17 protein-coding genes are annotated in these 17348 nt (G+C 48.9%); 15 read left to right on the top strand and 2 right to left on the bottom strand.

Features of this window, described 5'->3' with window-relative positions:
• Window positions 1-47: 47 nt before the first annotated feature.
• From MKY97_RS23015 to MKY97_RS23000, 4 genes are all read left to right on the top strand, one after another.
• Entirely contained in the window at window positions 48-1040 is a 993-nt protein-coding gene (locus MKY97_RS23015; RefSeq protein ID WP_342552564.1) for an MBL fold metallo-hydrolase, read from the top strand.
• A 199-nt stretch (window positions 1041-1239) separates the two neighbouring features.
• Entirely contained in the window at window positions 1240-1464 is a 225-nt protein-coding gene (locus tag MKY97_RS23010; RefSeq protein WP_342552563.1) for a hypothetical protein, read from the top strand.
• Window positions 1461-2534 (top strand): FAD:protein FMN transferase, encoded by a 1074-nt coding sequence (locus tag MKY97_RS23005; protein WP_342552562.1) that lies wholly within the window; start codon window positions 1461-1463, stop codon window positions 2532-2534. Before MKY97_RS23010 ends, MKY97_RS23005 begins: the two co-directional genes overlap by 4 nt.
• Before the next feature lie 17 nt (window positions 2535-2551).
• Window positions 2552-3205: a ferric reductase gene (locus MKY97_RS23000; protein WP_342552561.1), complete on the top strand. Its 654-nt coding sequence runs from the start codon at window positions 2552-2554 to the stop codon at window positions 3203-3205.
• A gap of 144 nt (window positions 3206-3349) precedes the next feature.
• Here MKY97_RS23000 and MKY97_RS22995 read toward each other — a convergent pair whose 3' ends face one another.
• Complete coding sequence (locus MKY97_RS22995; RefSeq protein WP_342552560.1) at window positions 3350-3916, bottom strand: phosphatidylglycerophosphatase A; 567 nt, start codon at window positions 3914-3916, stop codon at window positions 3350-3352.
• 430 nt (window positions 3917-4346) lie between these two features.
• Between MKY97_RS22995 and MKY97_RS22990 the strand changes: the two genes are divergently transcribed.
• The 9 genes from MKY97_RS22990 to MKY97_RS22950 all read left to right on the top strand — a co-directional run bounded on the left by MKY97_RS22990 (window position 4347) and on the right by MKY97_RS22950 (window position 14468).
• Entirely contained in the window at window positions 4347-5402 is a 1056-nt protein-coding gene (locus MKY97_RS22990; RefSeq protein ID WP_342552559.1) for a GerMN domain-containing protein, read from the top strand.
• Window positions 5403-5529: 127 nt separating this feature from the next.
• A complete protein-coding gene (gene rph, locus MKY97_RS22985; protein WP_342552558.1) occupies window positions 5530-6285 on the top strand; it encodes a ribonuclease PH in 756 nt (251 codons plus the stop codon).
• A 1-nt stretch (window position 6286) separates the two neighbouring features.
• Window positions 6287-6910 carry an XTP/dITP diphosphatase gene (locus tag MKY97_RS22980; RefSeq protein WP_342552557.1) on the top strand — a complete coding sequence of 208 codons (624 nt, stop codon included), beginning with the start codon at window positions 6287-6289 and terminating at the stop codon, window positions 6908-6910.
• Between the two features lie 370 nt (window positions 6911-7280).
• Window positions 7281-8123, top strand: a complete 843-nt coding sequence (locus tag MKY97_RS22975; RefSeq protein ID WP_342552556.1) for an STM4015 family protein — start codon at window positions 7281-7283, stop codon at window positions 8121-8123.
• A 21-nt stretch (window positions 8124-8144) separates the two neighbouring features.
• Window positions 8145-9398, top strand: a complete 1254-nt coding sequence (locus MKY97_RS22970) for an STM4014 family protein (RefSeq protein ID WP_342552555.1) — start codon at window positions 8145-8147, stop codon at window positions 9396-9398.
• Entirely contained in the window at window positions 9391-10176 is a 786-nt protein-coding gene (locus MKY97_RS22965) for an STM4013/SEN3800 family hydrolase (protein WP_342552554.1), read from the top strand. Before MKY97_RS22970 ends, MKY97_RS22965 begins: the two co-directional genes overlap by 8 nt.
• An 11-nt stretch (window positions 10177-10187) precedes the next feature.
• A complete protein-coding gene (locus MKY97_RS22960; protein ID WP_342552553.1) occupies window positions 10188-11573 on the top strand; it encodes an STM4012 family radical SAM protein in 1386 nt (461 codons plus the stop codon).
• Window positions 11570-12433, top strand: coding sequence for an STM4011 family radical SAM protein (locus MKY97_RS22955; protein ID WP_342552552.1), 864 nt, complete (start codon window positions 11570-11572; stop codon window positions 12431-12433). The genes MKY97_RS22960 and MKY97_RS22955 overlap by 4 nt, the downstream gene beginning before the upstream one ends.
• A 337-nt stretch (window positions 12434-12770) precedes the next feature.
• On the top strand, window positions 12771-14468 hold the full coding sequence (locus tag MKY97_RS22950) for a methyl-accepting chemotaxis protein (RefSeq protein ID WP_342552551.1): 1698 nt from the start codon (window positions 12771-12773) through the stop codon (window positions 14466-14468).
• Window positions 14469-14620: 152 nt separating this feature from the next.
• On the opposite strand, the gene asnB is transcribed toward MKY97_RS22950, so the two are convergent.
• On the bottom strand, window positions 14621-16465 hold the full coding sequence (gene asnB, locus MKY97_RS22945; RefSeq protein WP_342552550.1) for an asparagine synthase (glutamine-hydrolyzing): 1845 nt from the start codon (window positions 16463-16465) through the stop codon (window positions 14621-14623).
• Between the two features lie 194 nt (window positions 16466-16659).
• Here asnB and MKY97_RS22940 point away from each other — a divergent pair, with 194 nt between their 5' ends.
• Window positions 16660-16959 (top strand): hypothetical protein, encoded by a 300-nt coding sequence (locus tag MKY97_RS22940; protein ID WP_342552549.1) that lies wholly within the window; start codon window positions 16660-16662, stop codon window positions 16957-16959.
• A 24-nt stretch (window positions 16960-16983) separates the two neighbouring features.
• On the top strand, window positions 16984-17340 hold the full coding sequence (locus tag MKY97_RS22935) for a hypothetical protein (protein ID WP_342552548.1): 357 nt from the start codon (window positions 16984-16986) through the stop codon (window positions 17338-17340).
• Window positions 17341-17348 lie beyond the last annotated feature (8 nt).

Raw genomic sequence — 17348 nt, 5'->3', positions numbered from 1 at the left:
ATTTTGTTATCGGAGTGTTCTGTGTGAGTTAAGGGAGGGGAAAATCGATGAAACGAATACGTACCGAAGAGCTGTCCATGCCAGCAGGCATGCACCGGATCAAAATTACGATGTCTTTTCCGCTTCGATGGGTGAACAGCTACATCCTGACCGAACCGGACGGTAAGGTAACCATTGTAGATCCCGGCCCGCGAACAGCAGAGACGGAGCAGGAATGGCACGAAGCGTTAGCAGGACTTGGCTTGACGTTACAGGACATTCACCAGATTGTATTAACGCACCATCATCCGGATCATCTGGGGTTATCGGGATGGATGCAGCAGCTGACGGGTGTGCCTGTATTGATGTCAGCACGTTCTCGGGAGGAAGCTAATTATATGTGGGGACCCGGGGCAAGCATAGAAGTGAGACTGCCTGAATATTACCTCCTTCACGGCATGCCGCAGTGTAAAACGACTGAAATTAAGGAACATATGCAAACATTCCTCTCGCAGATCACCCCGCTTCCGGAGGTGACACTTGCTGCAGATGGTGAAATAGTCCGAATGGGCGGTAAAGCATGGATTGCTGTAGAAACGGGTGGACATGCCCCGGGGCATCTGTCATTTTATGCTCCTGAATCCAAAGAAATATTGTGCGGAGATGCGGTTTTGCCACAGATTTCGCCCAATATCAGCCTGCAGCCAGGCAGTGACCCTGAACCTTTACAGTCCTATATGGACAGCCTGCATCGTTTGAATGCATTAGCGGTAGAGCGAGCGTATCCGGGCCACCGCAATCCGTTTACCCGTTTTACGGAACGTACAGCGGAACTGCTTGCTCATCATGAAGAGCGGCTTGCAAAACTGACAGAGCGTCTGCGGGAAAGCCCAGCTAATGCATACAGCATCTGCCTGTATCTGTTTGGAGATCGGCTTGGAACGCACCAGCTTCGCTTTGCCATGAGCGAGACGCTGGCACATCTTCAGGAGTTAATCCGGCGTGGGGTGGCGAGACAGGAACAGCAGCCGGACGGCATTATTTATTTTTATCATCAGTAGTGCAGTTTTTTGTCACAGCCATCGCCTGTGTAAGCGGTGTTGTCCAGAGTGAGGATGTTAGCCATCCTTGCTCTTTTTTTCTTTTTTTTTTAGTGGTATTCAAAAGCTTTAGGGCATCTTAACCGTTTATTCATCTTCTTTTAAGCCAGCCTGCCTATCATACTCCTATAAACTTCGCTCAAGAAAGCAGGGATAAGCGATGGCAAGACGTAACCGGAACCAATGGAGAAAATGGCAGGCTTCGGCTGCAGCAGCGTTAACCGCAGCTGCACTCTTTCAATATGTAAGAACTTCGGATGCTTTTGATACGGCTTATGCAGCTTCAAACAGCAGAGACAAAGACGTGACGGCTTCACAAATTGATCAGAATGCGGACACCGGGTTCGGCAGCGGCAGTTATCACTCATGGACAGGTGTATCATGAGCCGCACAGCACAGGCTGCGTGTCCGCTCCGATTTCAATTCTATGCGATGAACACCGACATCGAAGTGCAGCTGACGGCAGACAGAGAACAAGCGGAACATGCGGCCTCTCTGGTACAGAACTGGTTCGAGACACAAGAGCGGCGCTTTAGCCGTTTTGTGGCAGGCAGTGAACTGAATCGTCTGAACAAGAGTAAGGGGTGGGTGCCTGTATCGGCTGCGATGGATGAGGTGCTTAGTTTGGCCTATGGCTGTATCGGGCAGACGGAGGGCATTTTCCAGCCCGGCATCTCACGAGCTCTGCGTGCGTCTGGCTATGATATCAGCTTTGAGAAAGTGCAGCAGCGAGCGTTCCGTCGGCCTTTACTGAAAAGACTGCTGGGCACGGAACAGAGTGAACCTGTTCGGAGTCTGCAGGATACACCGGACTACAGTCGTCCAACCTGGATACAGCAGGAAGGCAGCCGCATGGTTCATCTGGACCCGGGAACCGAGCTGGACCTCGGGGGGATTGTGAAGGGCTGGGCAGTAGAGCGTATTGCAGACTGGCTGCAGAGAACAATGAACATTCCGGCGGGCATGATTAATGCAGGCGGTGATGTCCAGGTATGGGGAACAGCACATCACCCGCATTGGACGCTTGAGGTGACGAGTCCGTTTTCGCTAAAGCGGGGCATGACTGGTGCTGTTCGGCTGCAGCAGGGCGCTGTCGCTACATCCGGTATTACGCGGAGACAGTGGCAGCATGGTAATGGACGAACCGTACATCATTTAATTGATCCCCGGACGATGGAACCGGCAGACACAGACATTCTGCAGTGTACAGTTATGGGCCAGCACGCTTCGCAGTGTGAGATTACAGCCAAGACGGTATGTATCCTTGGAAGTGTGGAGGCTGTGAGGTGGCTCAATCGGCATTACGACCGTCATGATGTACTTTGGATGACACGGGATGGCTGCCTCTATTTTCGTGGCAATACGGCAGCACTTGCGGAACGCTGGCCCGGATTCGACCCGGATCATCGTTTCAGCTTGATCGGACAGGGAGCGGAACAAAACAAGTCTAAATAGAAGCGGGGGAGCCGGTTATGGCACAGTGGATTGTAGAATACCTGCCAACATGGAATATCATTCGAATTAGCGGAATTGCCTCATATTTACTGCTGTTTGCTGGTGTATTTCTAGGTATTGCCCAAGGTCTGCCTATGGCAAAAGGCAAGCCCAAAGCCATCATGTTTGAGTGGCATACACGGACGACCTGGCTCGCCTTTGGATTTGGGATGGTTCATGCACTCACATTATACATCGACCACTACAGTCCGTTCACTTGGGGCGAGCTGTTCATTCCTTTTACTGCATCCGTGCATCCGGTTGGCAGCGGGCTGGGGACGTTAGCTTTTTACGGCCTGCTGGTCGTATTATTATCCAGCGATCTGCGGAGCAAGCTGGGGAGAAGGTGGTGGTTCTTGTTCCATATGTTATCTTATCCGGTGTTCGTGAGCTTGTTTATTCATGGCATGGTTACGGGCAGTGATTCAGGCCATGTTATCATGCGTCTGATGTATGTATTTACCGGAATCAGCATCATAGGGATTACGGTTTTGCGCGCTCTGCTTCGGGAACGTAAAGGCCCGGAGATCACGATTGGACCCAAACGAACCGATTCGGAATCGAACCATGATCGAAAATGGGCAGAAGTTTATGGACTAGCCGTACCTTTGGGCCAAAATCAGCTCAAATGATCTAAAAAAGCGGCCTGTGCAGGCCGCTTTAATAATGGAGTTTAACATCATCTGCGCTGATCAGAGATGATATGCAGTTGATTCACAAGACAATCAATTCATTAGATCCATTTTGCTGCTGGCGTACTGATCCTGCTGTTTTCGTTAGATCTTATCGTCACTGACCGGTTTTTCACCCAGCGCCTCTTCCAATTCCGACTGTTTGCGGTGGGCAATCCGGCTGCTGGCGGCTGAGGCGATGGCTCCGACAATATCATCGAGGAACGTATGTACAGGACCAAAGCTCTTGTCATTTAACCGTTCCAATACCCCGGGCTTCAGCTTGTCCACGTAACCGTAATTCGTGAATCCGATGCTGCCGTATACATTCACAATCGAGAAGGCCAGAATTTCATCCACGCCGTACAGCCCCTCGTCATTCTCAATCATCTCCTGCAGCGGAGAGATCAGTTGTCCCTGTTCTGCGAGCAGATCAAGCTGGATACCGGTCAATACCGCATTCTGTACCTCACGTTTTTTTAGAACCATCTCCACATTCTCAACGCATTCCTCCATCGTAAGTGCAGGGTAATACTTCTTCTGCAGCAGCATAACCAGTTCTGCAATCTCAGGGATTGTCACGCCCCGCTTGTGCAGCCATTCCCTTGTTGCTTCTGCGACTTTGCGGCTGTTCAGACTGTAAGGGATTTTTTCCTGCTCTGGATGTTCCATGGGCGAATCCTCCTCTGATGTTAATATAAATTGAACGAATAGATTTTACACGGAAACAATCCGATGACAGAAGAACCTGGAGAGCAGCGGTTATCCCCAAGATTTCTCGATTCTCATTTGCATACGGGAAAATCCGGTGAAGCGTATTTCCGATGCAGCTTTCTGTGCAGCGTTCAGGCGACCGCTCCGCTTTTCCAGTTTTTCTGTCCTCATCAATAACGAGTAAAAGAATCGTTCAACTTATATTTCGATGATTGTATTCTTCTTGACTACATACGTTATTAACCGTATTGCGTTGCTTTTATGTTTGCGGTAGTACAAGAAGATCTTCAGGTCCAGCAAGGGCTTGTGCAAAAAGTAGTTATTTTTTGGCCAAAGGCTCGTATACATGGTAGTACAAACTGTAAAAATGATGAGGGGGAACGTGATCATGAGAAAGATCCCATCTTGGCGCAAGGCATCGGCAGCAGCTTTATTGAGTATTCCTGTAGTCCTGACGGGCTGCGGGATGTTTGGTGCCCAATCTTCAGAAGCTGTTGATCCGCCGCCGCGTATTCAGGAAGCTGCCATGATTCAGGCTGCCGAAGGTAATGGGAAGCTTTCTTCGCTTCCACTGACGACCGTATATTTACAGGATCAGCAGGGACTGCTTGCTCCCGTCTCCCTGACACTTCCATCTGGAACCGATGTAAGCAGTCCAAAGACGGCGCTGGATGCACTGGTTACGGGCGGAGCTTATGCGGGAATGTTACCTGAAGGGTTTAAAGGTGTACTGCCGCAGGGGACTGTTGTGCAGAATGTAACGATCCATGCGGATGATAAGCTCGCTGTCGTGGAGTTCTCGGGTAACTTTGCCAAATATGACGCCAAAGATGAACGTAAAATGCTGGAAGCTGTGACGTGGACGCTGACAGGCAAGCCGGACGTAAATAATGTGCAGATCTGGGTGGATGGCAAAAAACTGAGCCAAATGCCTGTGAACAGTACGCCGCTGCCAGAGCCTCTTAATCGTGCGGTAGGCATTAATCTGGATTTGGGTGACTCGTTTACCACGAACAGCAGTCCGGTTACCGTTTATTTCTCAGCCGCTTCCCCTGCGGGCATACAGTATTATGTTCCTGTCACACGTCTTGTGACCCCAGGTGGAGACCGCATTCAAGCCGCAATAAATGAGCTGATCAAGGGGCCGGACAAAGGTGGCGAACTGGAGGAAGTGATGACAGGCGGAACCGTACTGCAATCGGTGAAAACGTCTGAAGACGGTACGGTGACGGTTGCGCTGAAAGACGACATGTTTACTGAAGGCGACGTTGTGCCCAGCGAGCTGCTGCAGTCCGTTGTATTAACAACAGCAGAGAATACATCCGGTAAGGATGCGAAAGTGCAGATTGAATGGAACGGCCAGAAAACAGTCAAGGGTGATGATAACCGCGATTACAGCGCACCCGTATCCAAGCCCGAATACATTAACGAAATCCCGATTTAATGGATAAGAGGGCTCAAGGGTGCTTTTAACTGAACTCTTTGGTAAAATATAAAGGATGGCTGCAGGAGGCTGCAGAAGAGAACAAGTTCAACATTACAGGATGCTTAAGTCGTAGGAGGCAGAAAATATGAGATCTAACGGACGAACCAGCGAACAGCTGCGCCCGATGAATTTAACAATTAACACGAATAAATACGCCGAGGGCTCTGTATTGATTGAAGTCGGTGATACAAAGGTAATTTGTACAGCAACAGTGGAGGAACGCGTTCCTCCTTTTATGAAAGGACAAGGCAAAGGCTGGGTTACAGCGGAATACTCTATGCTTCCTCGTGCCACGCATACCCGGAATCAGCGGGAGGCCAATCGTGGTAAATTAACTGGACGTACCATGGAGATTCAGCGTTTAATCGGGCGCGCTCTTCGTTCGGTTGTGAACTTGCAGGCGCTCGGTGAGCGCACCATTACATTGGACTGTGATGTCATTCAGGCAGATGGAGGCACACGTACAACGTCCATTACGGGTTCATTTGTCGCACTGGCGCTGGCTGTGAACAAAATCGCGCAGCAGCATAAGCTGCAGGTGTTCCCGATTACAGACTTCCTCGCTTCCGTAAGTGTAGGTGTTGTGGGCGAACAGCCGATGCTGGATCTGAACTATGACGAGGATTCCAAGGCCAAGGTGGATATGAACCTGGTCATGACGGGCAGTGGTAAGTACGTAGAGCTTCAGGGAACGGGTGAGGAAGCACCGTTTGATCGTCGTGAATTGAACGCGATGCTGGAACTTGGCGAACAGGGCATTTTGGAAATGATCGAGCGGCAAAAAGAAGTACTTGGTCCGATTGCGCTCAAAATTGGCGCACGCGGATTGGGAGAAGCGTAACATGAGCCTGGACAGCCCGGTTATCATTGTTGCTACCCGTAATGCAGGGAAAGTGCGCGAATTTGCGCATGCTTTCGCTCCGCTGGGTAAAGAGGTCAAAAGCATGTTTGATTATCCGGAGCTGCCGGATGTTGTGGAAGACGGTGTTACCTTTGCCGAGAACGCATGGAAAAAAGCCAAAGCCGTCGGTGACGCGCTTGGGCTGCCCGTTCTGGCAGACGACTCTGGGCTTTGTGTGGATCTGCTGAACGGGGAACCGGGTGTTTACTCCGCAAGATATGCCGGGGAAGATGCATCTGATGCACAGAATAATACCAAGCTGCTGGATGCTCTCGCCGCGCTGAAATCCGGTGAGGATTCCCAGCAGCCGCTGCTGAGTCCGGCACAATTTGTCTGCGCACTGGTGCTGTACGATCCGGTCACTGGGGATAAGTATGAAGCCGAAGGTATGGCTGAAGGCTGGATTACAGCTGATGCGGCAGGCGAAGGCGGCTTCGGATATGATCCACTGTTCTATGTACCGGAATACGAGAAAACGATGGCTGAACTTACACTGGAACAAAAACAGTCGATCAGTCATCGGGGACATGCGCTGCGGGCGCTTGTTTCCCGCTTGAAAGCATAAAAGGCGAAGGTCTGCTCCGGAGTAGACATTTCATCATCAAGTGAGAAAAGTAAGCTGAGGAGTTAAAGCGCAGGCGCTAATGGAAATACAGCGGTCATTCCAGTGGAATAATCCGCATTTCCATTAGCGTCTTTTTTTTATACATTATAGGCTCCGAATGTGCCGTACTTCGTTATACCTAAATACCGTGACTAATTAGGAGTAGAAGTGATGGGAACGTGCGTTCTTTTTCCTATACGTAAAGAGATGTGATTTGCACGATTGAGAAGGACATTGGGACTGGGGTTGGAAGAAGTTGCAAGTCAGGCCGGGTATCGGTTAACATTCAAATGAGTGAAAGACGATTAACCTTATACGGGAGGGATTTGGCGTGCAGGAAGTGAAGCTGGTTGTATCTTACGATGACTATGAAGAGGGTATTCGAATGGAGACACTCCTTCGGGATTTGGCAGCGAAACCGGAAGCGGCAGCGCTGGAAAGCCTGATCATTGGTGATTGGGGACAAGCTTATGAAAATTCTCCGCAGGAATTCAAGGATACCTTGATTGAGCTTGCACCAAGTTTCCCGGCTTTGAAACAATTATTTATCGGAGATATGGAGTCCGAAGAATGCGAAGTTTCCTGGATTATTCAAACGAATCTTGCACCAATTCTGCAAGCTTTTCCGAATTTGACCTCGTTTGTGATTAAAGGCAGCAGCGGACTTGAACTGGAGCCTCTCCGGCACAGCAAGCTGGAAGAATTAATCATTATTTGCGGTGGTCTGCCGAAGAATGTCTTGTCCGACATTGCCACGGCAGAGCTGCCTGAATTGCGCAAGCTTGAACTGTATCTAGGGGTTGTAGATTACGGATTCGATGGTTCTTTGGAGGATGTGCAGCCTTTGCTTGAAAAAGGACGTTTCCCTAAATTGGAGTACCTCGGTTTGAAGAACAGTGAAATTCAGGACGAGATTGCAAAGGCTGCTGCAGAGGCGCCGATTCTCGAGCAGCTTCAAGTGCTCGATTTCTCGGAAGGAACCTTGTCGGATGAAGGGGCAGAAGCACTGCTTGCCAGTGATAAAATTAAACAGTTGAAGCACCTGAATCTAAGCTATCATTACATGACGGATGAAATGATGCTGCGCTGGAATCAATCCGGCATGTCGGTAGATGTGAGTGACCAGCAGGAAAGTGATGAAGAGGACTGGCGTTTCCCGATGCTGACAGAATAGCCGATGTGGGATGAGAAACCTTTGTTATTAATCGGTAACCTGGACAATCGAAGAACAGCAGGACTGCAGGAAGCTCGAAAACAAGCGGGAATGAGTCCTGCCCATATGCTGTCATATGGGCAGCTTCTCCATACTTGGAGAGAGGGAGGAGGTCTCGCCGAACTTGTGCAGTCAAACTCTCCAGCGCCGCTCATTCGACTGGATGCCCCAGGCGAAGATTGGGATGTGGAACGCGGACTGCTGCAGCTTGGAGCTTTAGACTTTAAGGAATCGGGCGATACCATGCACGACTTGAAGAGATCAGCGCGCCGCGTACGAAGTGATCTGTCATCGTCGTCGCAAAAGATAGGTCAGGAGACTTTCTCAGCTGAAGCTTCTCTTAGGTTAGAGCAGCAGTGGGGAAGAATCTACGCGCCTGCCCAATGGTTCCGGGGCTGGAAGACTTTTCTTAACCGGGCTGCGCGAGAAGCACGCGAGGTGTGGCCTGATGTCCAATTTTGGAATGACCCGGCCGAGATTGGCCTGATGTTTGATAAAAGAGAATGTCAGCTGCACTTGGCACAGCATGGTATTCCGGTTCCACCGTTACTGCCCTCTTCACAGCCTATCGATTGCTGGGAAATATTGCGTGAGGCAATGAACGTTTCGCAGATGCACCGGGTCTTTGTCAAGCTGGCCTGCGGCTCGGGTGCATCGGGGGTTGTGGCCTATCAGATAAATCCGCGGACAGGTGAGGAGATTGCGGTTACAACGGTAGGCATGGAAATCTTCCAGGGCCAAACTGTTTTTTATAATGAGGGTAAACTGCAGAGGTATACCCGTCATAATGAGATTCGCATCCTGATGGACTGGCTCTGTGCTGAAGGAGCACAGATCGAGCGATGGATGCCCAAAGCTGCTCTGAATCAGCGCGTTTATGATATTCGTCAACTCGTTGCGGCAGGACAGGCGGGGCATGCCGTTATGCGTCTTAGCCGCACACCGATCACTAATCTCCATCTGCGGAATGAGCGAATGCTGCCGGCCGATGCTGGCTTGGACGAACTGCATATGTCCATGATTCAGAAAGCAGCTCAGGATACAATGATGACCTTTCCCGATTCATGGTCGGCAGGCATTGATGTCCTGCTTACCAGCGGGATGAATGCCCGTGCGTATGTGCTGGATGTGAATCCGTTCGGTGACCTGTTATACCGAGTCAAGCATCAAGGTATGAGTCCCTATGAATGGGAGATGAAGCTTTTGCGAAAGGAGGAGCCTGTTAAACATGCCTGATATGAACACCATTGTAGGCTCCCATAATATTCTAATGATTACTTTGGATACGCTGCGTTACGACGCTGCCAAGCTGGAGGAAGAGCACTGCCCTAATCTGTGCGGTTCAGGCCCTTGGGAGAAGCGGCATACTCCCGGGAGTTTTACATATGCTGCGCATCATGCTTTTTTTGGTGGTTTTATGCCTACGCCTGCGAATACAGACAAGGCATCTCATATCCGATTGTTCCATTCCCGGAATACCGGGCTCAAGACTCACCCTCACACCTGGTTGTTTGATACACCGGATATCGTTTCCGGTTTAGCCGCAGAGGGATACCGCACCATCTGTATCGGCGGTGTTATTTTTTTTACGAAAAAGAACCCCCTAGCGAAAGTGCTTCCAGGTTATTTCCAGCAGAGTTATTGGCGAATGAATTTTGGGGTCACCAATCCAAGGTCCACCGAAAATCAGGTGAACCATGCGTTAAAGCTGCTCAAACAGACGGCACCTGATGAGAAGCTGTTTCTGTTTATGAATGTGTCTGCGATTCACGGTCCCAACCGATACTTCGTTGATGGAGCCCGAGAGGACTCGGTAGTGACGCAGCGTGCTGCACTGCGATATGTGGACAAGGCGTTAGGACCGTTGTTTGAAGCTATGAGAGAGCGAGAGCGGCCGACGTTCTGCCTTGCTTTTTCCGATCATGGTACAGCCTACGGTGAGGATGGGTACCACGGTCACCGGCTGGCGCATGATGTCGTTTGGACCGTGCCGTATCGTGAATTTATTTTGTAAGGAGGAAGCCGATGAGTGAGTATTCAGAGCGAACTGCAGCAGGCGCCGAACAGTCTGGCTCCGAGCCTGCAGCAGCTCTTCGTGAAGTGTTGACCTTCCCTTATCGTTCTTATCTGTATTCTTATCCGCATAAGACCGCATATCGTGAGCTGAATCCGCCGATTCCACTGCAATCTTTGTGGGAAAAGGAAGACACGGAGACCTATTTTTTATATATGCATATTCCTTTCTGCGCCGCTCGCTGCGGGTTTTGTAACTTGTTCACACTGCCGGATAAAAGGCAGGATAGTCACGAACAGTACGTGGATGCGCTTGAGCGGCAGGCGAGGCAGTGGGCACCAATGACCTCACGCAGACCCTATTCCAGGTTTGCCATTGGCGGGGGAACACCAACGTTGCTGCAGGAGAAGCAGCTCAGCCGCTTATTCGACATTGCTGAGGACATCATGGGACTGGACCCGTCACAGGCTTCAATTTCGGTGGAAACTTCTCCTGATACGGTAACGGATGGCAAATTGAGCATTTTGAAGGAACGCCGCGTAGACCGGGTGAGCATGGGAATACAAAGTTTTATCGAAGCGGAAGCAGCTGCAATCTATCGTCCGCAGAAACCACAGGAGGTAGAACGTGCGCTGGAGAAGCTGGTCCGTCATGATTTTCCGCTGCTGAATCTGGACTTGATCTATGGCCTGCCTGGCCAGACGATTGAGACTTGGACGTATTCACTTGAGCGCGTGCTGGCATACGATCCGGGTGAAGTGTTTATCTACCCGCTGTACACACGAGAGAATACGATTGTAAAGCCAGAAGATATTCAGCGTCAGGGACCAGATATTCGAATGGAGCTTTACAAAGCGGCGCGTGAGCTGTTAAAAAGCAAAGGGTATACGCAGTACTCGATGCGCCGGTTTGCGAAAGAGCAGTCTTCTGTCAAAACGCTTCTTCCTTACAGCTGTCAGGAAGAAGGGATGGTTGGTCTCGGATGTGGTGCACGCTCCTATACGAACAGGGTTCATTATGCTTCCAAATATGGTGTGACCTATAAGGCGACACAGAGCATTATTGCCGATTATGTTAACGCTGAACGTTATGATGAGGCAGATTACGGTATTGTGTTAAGCCGTGAAGAACAGAGACGCAGATTTATCTTAAAAGCGCTGCTGCACCGTGAGGGATTGATGTTGTCCCTTTATCAGGAAAGGTTTGGAACAGATGTACTGTCTGATTATCCTTGGCTGAGCGAATTACTGGAAGAGGATATGGCCTGCTTCGATATGGAGGGAGATGAGCAGGTGCTGCGTTTGACGGAGGACGGTCTTGGATATTCGGATGCGATCGGAGACTGGCTCATTTCTGCTGATATCCGTGAGCAGATGGAAAGGTTTGTTTTCTCATGAGAGCGACCTTGTATTATCGAGGGAAGTTGTCGTCTTGTAACTATGACTGTCCTTACTGTCCTTTTAGCAAAACGGTAGATTCCAAAGAAACGTTAAACGTGGATGAACAGCAGCTCCGCCAGTTTGTAACCTGGGTTAGAGAACAGGAGAGTCAGGGGCACCGTTTCTCTATATTCTTCAATCCCTATGGAGAAGCCTTGGTTCGGCGCTGGTATCGGGAAGCAATGGTTGAATTGTCACATATGGGGCACGTGGATAAGGTAGCGATTCAAACCAATCTATCTGTCAAGCTCGATTGGGCACGTGAGCTGCATGTGCGCAAAGCGGCCTTCTGGGCCACATATCACCCTCGTGAGACGAAAGAGGCGTCTTTTGTCAATCAATGCAGGACTTTGACAGAGATGGGGCTGTCTTTTAGTGTGGGTACTGTTGGACTGCGGAGTGCGTTTCCGGCGATAGAATCCATGAGGCAGGCACTGCCTGATGATGTGTATATGTGGATCAATGCGTTCAAGGATCGGTCCCAATACTACACTCCGGATGAGATTGAGTTTCTCAAAGGAATTGATCCGCTGTTCGAGGGGAATTTACAGGACTATGACAGTTTGGGCAAGCGCTGTGCCGCAGGTTCAGATGTGTTTTATGTTCAAGGCTCGGGACACGTAAAAAGGTGTTACAAGGACCGTCGAATCATTGGTCATCTCTATCGTGATGGCCTGCAGGCTTTGTCTGCAGAACGGCCATGCGGTATGAAAAAGTGCGGCTGTTACATCGGTTATATTCATATGCAGGATTCCCCGTTCAGAGAAACATTCGGTACAGGATTATTGGAGCGGAATCCAGCATTTATTCATCAATAAAAACATCTTTCAGCAGCAGCTTGTGTCAAATCGGAGAACGGTTTGGATACAGGCTTTACTGAAAGATGTTTTTTTTGTAATGAAAGGATAGTAAGTGATCTCCTGTAAATGGGTCTTGACTTTTTTGTTGAAAATTTTAAATATTGATGATTCAACTTTGGTTTGTTTTGGGTTAGTATCAATTAGGAATAAAGACCTGTTTTTGAGATAGTGAATATGAATATTATATTAACATATATCATTGTATGGGTCTTTTGACTTAATAGGAGGAGGAGGTTATTACGCAATTAAATAATAAAATTGTTTTACTTCTATTGAAATTTAGGAGGAATTCGACGTGAAAAAGATATCCATTAGTCAAAAACTGCTTATTGGTTTCTCATCCGTTCTATTATTGTTGGTAACGGTTACGGTTATTTCATACTTCCAATTTGTAAATCTGGAGAAGACATACACGAATTTAATCAATGATCGAACAAGCAAACTGCTGAAAATCAAAAATATGACGATTGATCTTAAATCACAACAAATTGCCTTGAGGAACTACATTATGCAGGCAAACAAGGAGAATGAAGATGCTTTTACCAAGGCTTACGAAGATTACATAAATTTGAGTGAAGATTTGAAATCGACGGTTACCAGTTCCGCTATGAAACAATATCTGGTCAGCTCTGATGAGATGATGAAGCAGTACTATGATTTTTCAAAAAATGTAATGTCACTCACAACACAAGGAAATGTAGGAGAAATTTCTCGCTTAATGGAAAGTACAGCCCCTCAGCTTATTGCCGAATTTGAAGGGATTGTAGAATCCATGGAAAAACATCAGCAAAAGGCAATGGATGAAGGATCGGCTGCGGCGAATCTTCAAACAGCCAAAGTACTTCGTTGGATCAGCATTATTGGCACCGTATCTATTCTCGTTGGTTTAGCAATCGCCATCATTATTGGCCGTCTCATCTCTAAACCGGTTCAATCTGTGGCTCAGGCAGCTGGACGAATTGCTGAAGGGGACTTGACGGGAGAGCCTATCAAGGTACGCAGCCGAGATGAGATTGGAGAGATGGCAGAGGCATTTAACGTTATGTCTGTCAATCTGCGGACGTTGATTCATCAGGTGGGGGATGGTGCCGAACGCGTTGCAGCCTCTTCGGAAGAATTGACGGCGAGTACAGAACAGACGGTTATTGCGAATGAGCAAGTAGCAACTACGATGGGCGAGATTGCAGAGGGAATGGATGCGCAGGTTCGTATGGTTAGCGAAGGATTCCAGACTATGAATGAACTGGCAGCCGGTTTCAGGCGGGTGGTTGAAAATACAACCGTTGTTTCCGAGCAGGCTTCAGAAGCTTCTACCCAGACAATATCCGGTAGTGAATCGATCCGCTCCGCAGTTGGACAGATGAATTCAATTCAAAACACCGTTGCCAGTCTTGCCGGAGTCATTGAAGAACTTGGCAAACACTCGTCAGATATCGTGAAGATGGTGGATACCATCTCTGAAATAGCTGCTCAAACGAATCTGTTATCCCTGAATGCAGCCATTGAAGCGGCTAGAGCTGGGGAACATGGAAGGGGGTTCCAGGTTGTCGCAACGGAAGTACGGAAACTGTCAGAGCAGTCTGCACAGTCTGCAGGAGAGATCGTGAAACTGGTTACCTCCATTGAAGCGGGCATGAGTAATGCCGCCAACTCCATGAGCGCTGTATCTTCCGAAGTGCAGACAGGGATTCAACTGGTGAACCACGCAGGAGATACATTTGATAAGATTCAGAATGCGGTTAGTAGTGTAGCGGGGCAGACACAGGAGGTTTCTGCTTCGATTGAACAGATGAATGCCGGTGTAGCGCAGATTAATGTGTCTATGAAGTCGATCATGGAGGTCACGGAGAATGCGGCTGCTGGAACAGAGGAAGTAAGTGCGACGACAGAAGAACAGCTCTCTGCAATGCAGGAAATTGCATCGGCCGCCCATGATTTGTCATCCATGGCCGAGGTGCTGCAGCAGTCCGCAGCCCGTTTTAAAGTCTCCTAGCACAAAAGATTTGAAGAGAAAGGACAACCATTAAAGAAATGAGTGGCGAAGAACAGAAAAATAAAATATAAGCAAAACTGCCCTTATACCAACTGGATGGTATAGGGGCAGTTCTCGTTCCAAAAGATAAATTTAACAAAAGATGGCGTCCCTTATCGAATAGCAACATGATACGTCTTGAGCCAGCTGTTGATTTGAGTCAAATAAGCGAACAGCTGCGGTCCTGACATTAATTGTCCGAACCAGGGCAGATTTGATGAGGCATCGGGTGAAGATGCAAGATTCCGAATCTGCACTTTGTCGATTAACGGCAGAATTGGTGATGTTGGATCATCCAGAATTTCAAGTACCTGCTGCTTAACGGCTGCCAGGTATTGAGGGTTATGTGTTTTGGGATAAGGGCTTTTTTTACGATATAACACATCGTCAGGCAGAACGCCTTCAAGTGCTTTTCGTAAAATGCCTTTCTCACGTCCTCCGGTAATTTTCATTTCCCAGGGAATGTTAAAGACATATTGGATCAGCCTATGATCACAGTAAGGAACACGGACTTCCAGGCCGGCACCCATGCTCATTCGGTCTTTGCGATCCAGCAGCGTAGGCATAAAACGTGTAATGTTTAAGTAAGACATAACACGCATCTGAGCTGTTTTCCCTGTTTCGCCATCCAGTAACGGAACCTCGGCTACCGCATCGGAGTATCGGTCAGCCAGATAGTCAAGCGGTCTAATCCACTCGCGGATATCCGGAGACAGCAGCCCTGCCCGCATATCAGGCGCCACTGACCAAGGGAAAGTGCCTGAATTCAGCATTTCATCGCGGTGAAACCAGGGATAGCCGCCAAATACCTCATCTGCAGCTTCGCCAGATATGGCGACAGTCGCTCCCTTTTTGATCTCTTTGCAGAACAGATATAAAGACGAGTCGACATCGGCCATGCCCGGCAGATCTCTTACAAGCATAGCCTGAGTTAATGCGTGTACAAGCTCTCCATTTTCAATCTCGATCCAGTGGTGATCGGTTTGGAGCTCATCCACCATTCGCTGAATCCATGGACCGTCTGCACCGGGCTGAAAAGAATGGGCCTGAAAATGTTTGGCGTTGTCCACATAATCTACCGAATACGTACTGACTTGCCCCTGCCCCGTCCGGTTGTAATAATCAACAGCCAAAGCAGATAAGGCACTGGAGTCAAGGCCCCCGGATAAAAGGGAGCATACAGGAACATCGGAAGCTAATTGGCGTTCCAGTGTATCCTGTAACAGACGGCGGACTTCAGCTGCTGTTTCTTCCAGGTTATGTTCGTGTTTGACAGATTCCAGCTTCCAATAGGCATAGGTTTTCATTCCGCTGCGGCTGTAAATCATCGCATGAGCAGGCTTCAACTCATGAAGTGAGGAATAGACCCCATGCCCCGGTGTTCGCGCAGGCCCTACAATAAAAACCTCCGCCAGTCCTTCAGGACCTACGGCAGCTTCTACATCGGGGTGAAGAAGCAGCGCTTTGGGCTCAGAACCAAAAACAAGGGCATCCTTAGCATTACTGTAGAACAAAGGTTTGACCCCAAGGCGGTCACGGGCTATAAAGACCTGTTCCCGTCCTCCATCCCATATAGCAAAAGCGAATATACCATTAAATTTCTCAACACATGCTGGCCCCCATTCGATATACGAAGCCAGGAGGACTTCTGTATCACACTGGGTGCGGAAATGATGCCCCCGCTGAAGCAGTTCTTTTTTTAACTCGGGTGCATTGTATAGTTCTCCGTTATACACAACAGTATAGGAGTAGTCTCCTTGTAATGCATGCATTGGCTGTGCCCCGTTCTCCGGGTCCATTACACTGAGGCGGCGATGCCCAAAAGCACAAGGGTTGGAAATCCATGTACCTGAAGCGTCGGGCCCACGGTTCGATAAGCTATCCGTCATCCGGACGAGCAGCTCCGATTCCTGTGTCAAATCCCGATTCCACTGTACGAAGCCGGTTATACCGCACATGGTTTGTTCATCCTTTCTTGGTCGAGTCGTTCATCCGTATGCTGCCAAAAATCAAAAGAAGCTGGCAAATGTTGTCTTTTTCGTCAGAGGTCGTAACAAATATATGCCGAATGCAGGCATAAAATGTCTGTCCTTTTCGGAAACTACATCTAGGGATAACAGTCTTAAGCTGCCTGTGAAGGGGAGAACATGGAATGGACAGGATCAATTATTATGTGTCTGTCATGGGGCGCTCTGTCATACCGGATTCGTCTGTAACATCGTATGAATGGGTGATTCAGGCAACACCGCAGGAAGCCGAACATTTATTGGGATTGCTTTATCTTATGCAGGAAAAGGAAGAAGAAGCCTTTCCGGGAATGGTATTTCCCTGGCCGGATACGCCAGAACATGATGTGAATCGCGCTTATGAAGCGGTTCTGCAGCAGGTTTACCGGGAGATTTATCGATTGGGGACGCCGGAAACCAGGCACCAGATCGAACAAAGCACATGATGAGAATAAAGGAGAGCGATAACGATGTATGCAATTCAGGATGCCAAAATACGCAGATTAACCGAAGTGGATGGATTATCTTGTGCCGAAGTTGAGGTGCAGCCGGGAAATGCAGGCGATCCGTCATTACTTGTATATGTAGCAGCAGCGCAGCCGGGCAGCGAACTGCAGGTGGTGCGTATTGTGCGGAATCACTCGGATGGAGCGATTGACTGGTATAACAACAATATGCATACTGCTTTTGAAGATGCGACGGAAACGGCGTTTGAAAATAGTGAGGGTATTACGGCCGAGGAAGACAAGGCTCAGTTTCAAAGCAACCTGTTTGCCTTCGGTTTGCTTGGAACAACGCTGCAGCGGTATTTGATTGGTCAAGGATAAAGTCCTTT

Source organism: Paenibacillus sp. FSL R7-0652 (genome assembly GCF_038595045.1).
Lineage (GTDB): Bacteria > Bacillota > Bacilli > Paenibacillales > Paenibacillaceae > Paenibacillus.
Note: the sequence above shows the minus strand (reverse complement) of the source record. Positions and strands in the feature narration are given on the sequence as shown.

Coding starts and splice junctions, on each gene's coding strand:
- MKY97_RS23015 (WP_342552564.1), top strand. CDS start 48: ATGAAACGAATACGTACCGAAGAGCTGTCCATGCCAGCAGGCATGCAC.
- MKY97_RS23010 (WP_342552563.1), top strand. CDS start 1,240: ATGGCAAGACGTAACCGGAACCAATGGAGAAAATGGCAGGCTTCGGCT.
- MKY97_RS23005 (WP_342552562.1), top strand. CDS start 1,461: ATGAGCCGCACAGCACAGGCTGCGTGTCCGCTCCGATTTCAATTCTAT.
- MKY97_RS23000 (WP_342552561.1), top strand. CDS start 2,552: ATGGCACAGTGGATTGTAGAATACCTGCCAACATGGAATATCATTCGA.
- MKY97_RS22995 (WP_342552560.1), bottom strand. CDS start 3,916: ATGGAACATCCAGAGCAGGAAAAAATCCCTTACAGTCTGAACAGCCGC.
- MKY97_RS22990 (WP_342552559.1), top strand. CDS start 4,347: ATGAGAAAGATCCCATCTTGGCGCAAGGCATCGGCAGCAGCTTTATTG.
- rph (WP_342552558.1), top strand. CDS start 5,530: ATGAGATCTAACGGACGAACCAGCGAACAGCTGCGCCCGATGAATTTA.
- MKY97_RS22980 (WP_342552557.1), top strand. CDS start 6,287: ATGAGCCTGGACAGCCCGGTTATCATTGTTGCTACCCGTAATGCAGGG.
- MKY97_RS22965 (WP_342552554.1), top strand. CDS start 9,391: ATGCCTGATATGAACACCATTGTAGGCTCCCATAATATTCTAATGATT.
- MKY97_RS22960 (WP_342552553.1), top strand. CDS start 10,188: ATGAGTGAGTATTCAGAGCGAACTGCAGCAGGCGCCGAACAGTCTGGC.
- MKY97_RS22955 (WP_342552552.1), top strand. CDS start 11,570: ATGAGAGCGACCTTGTATTATCGAGGGAAGTTGTCGTCTTGTAACTAT.
- asnB (WP_342552550.1), bottom strand. CDS start 16,465: ATGTGCGGTATAACCGGCTTCGTACAGTGGAATCGGGATTTGACACAG.
- MKY97_RS22940 (WP_342552549.1), top strand. CDS start 16,660: ATGGACAGGATCAATTATTATGTGTCTGTCATGGGGCGCTCTGTCATA.
- MKY97_RS22935 (WP_342552548.1), top strand. CDS start 16,984: ATGTATGCAATTCAGGATGCCAAAATACGCAGATTAACCGAAGTGGAT.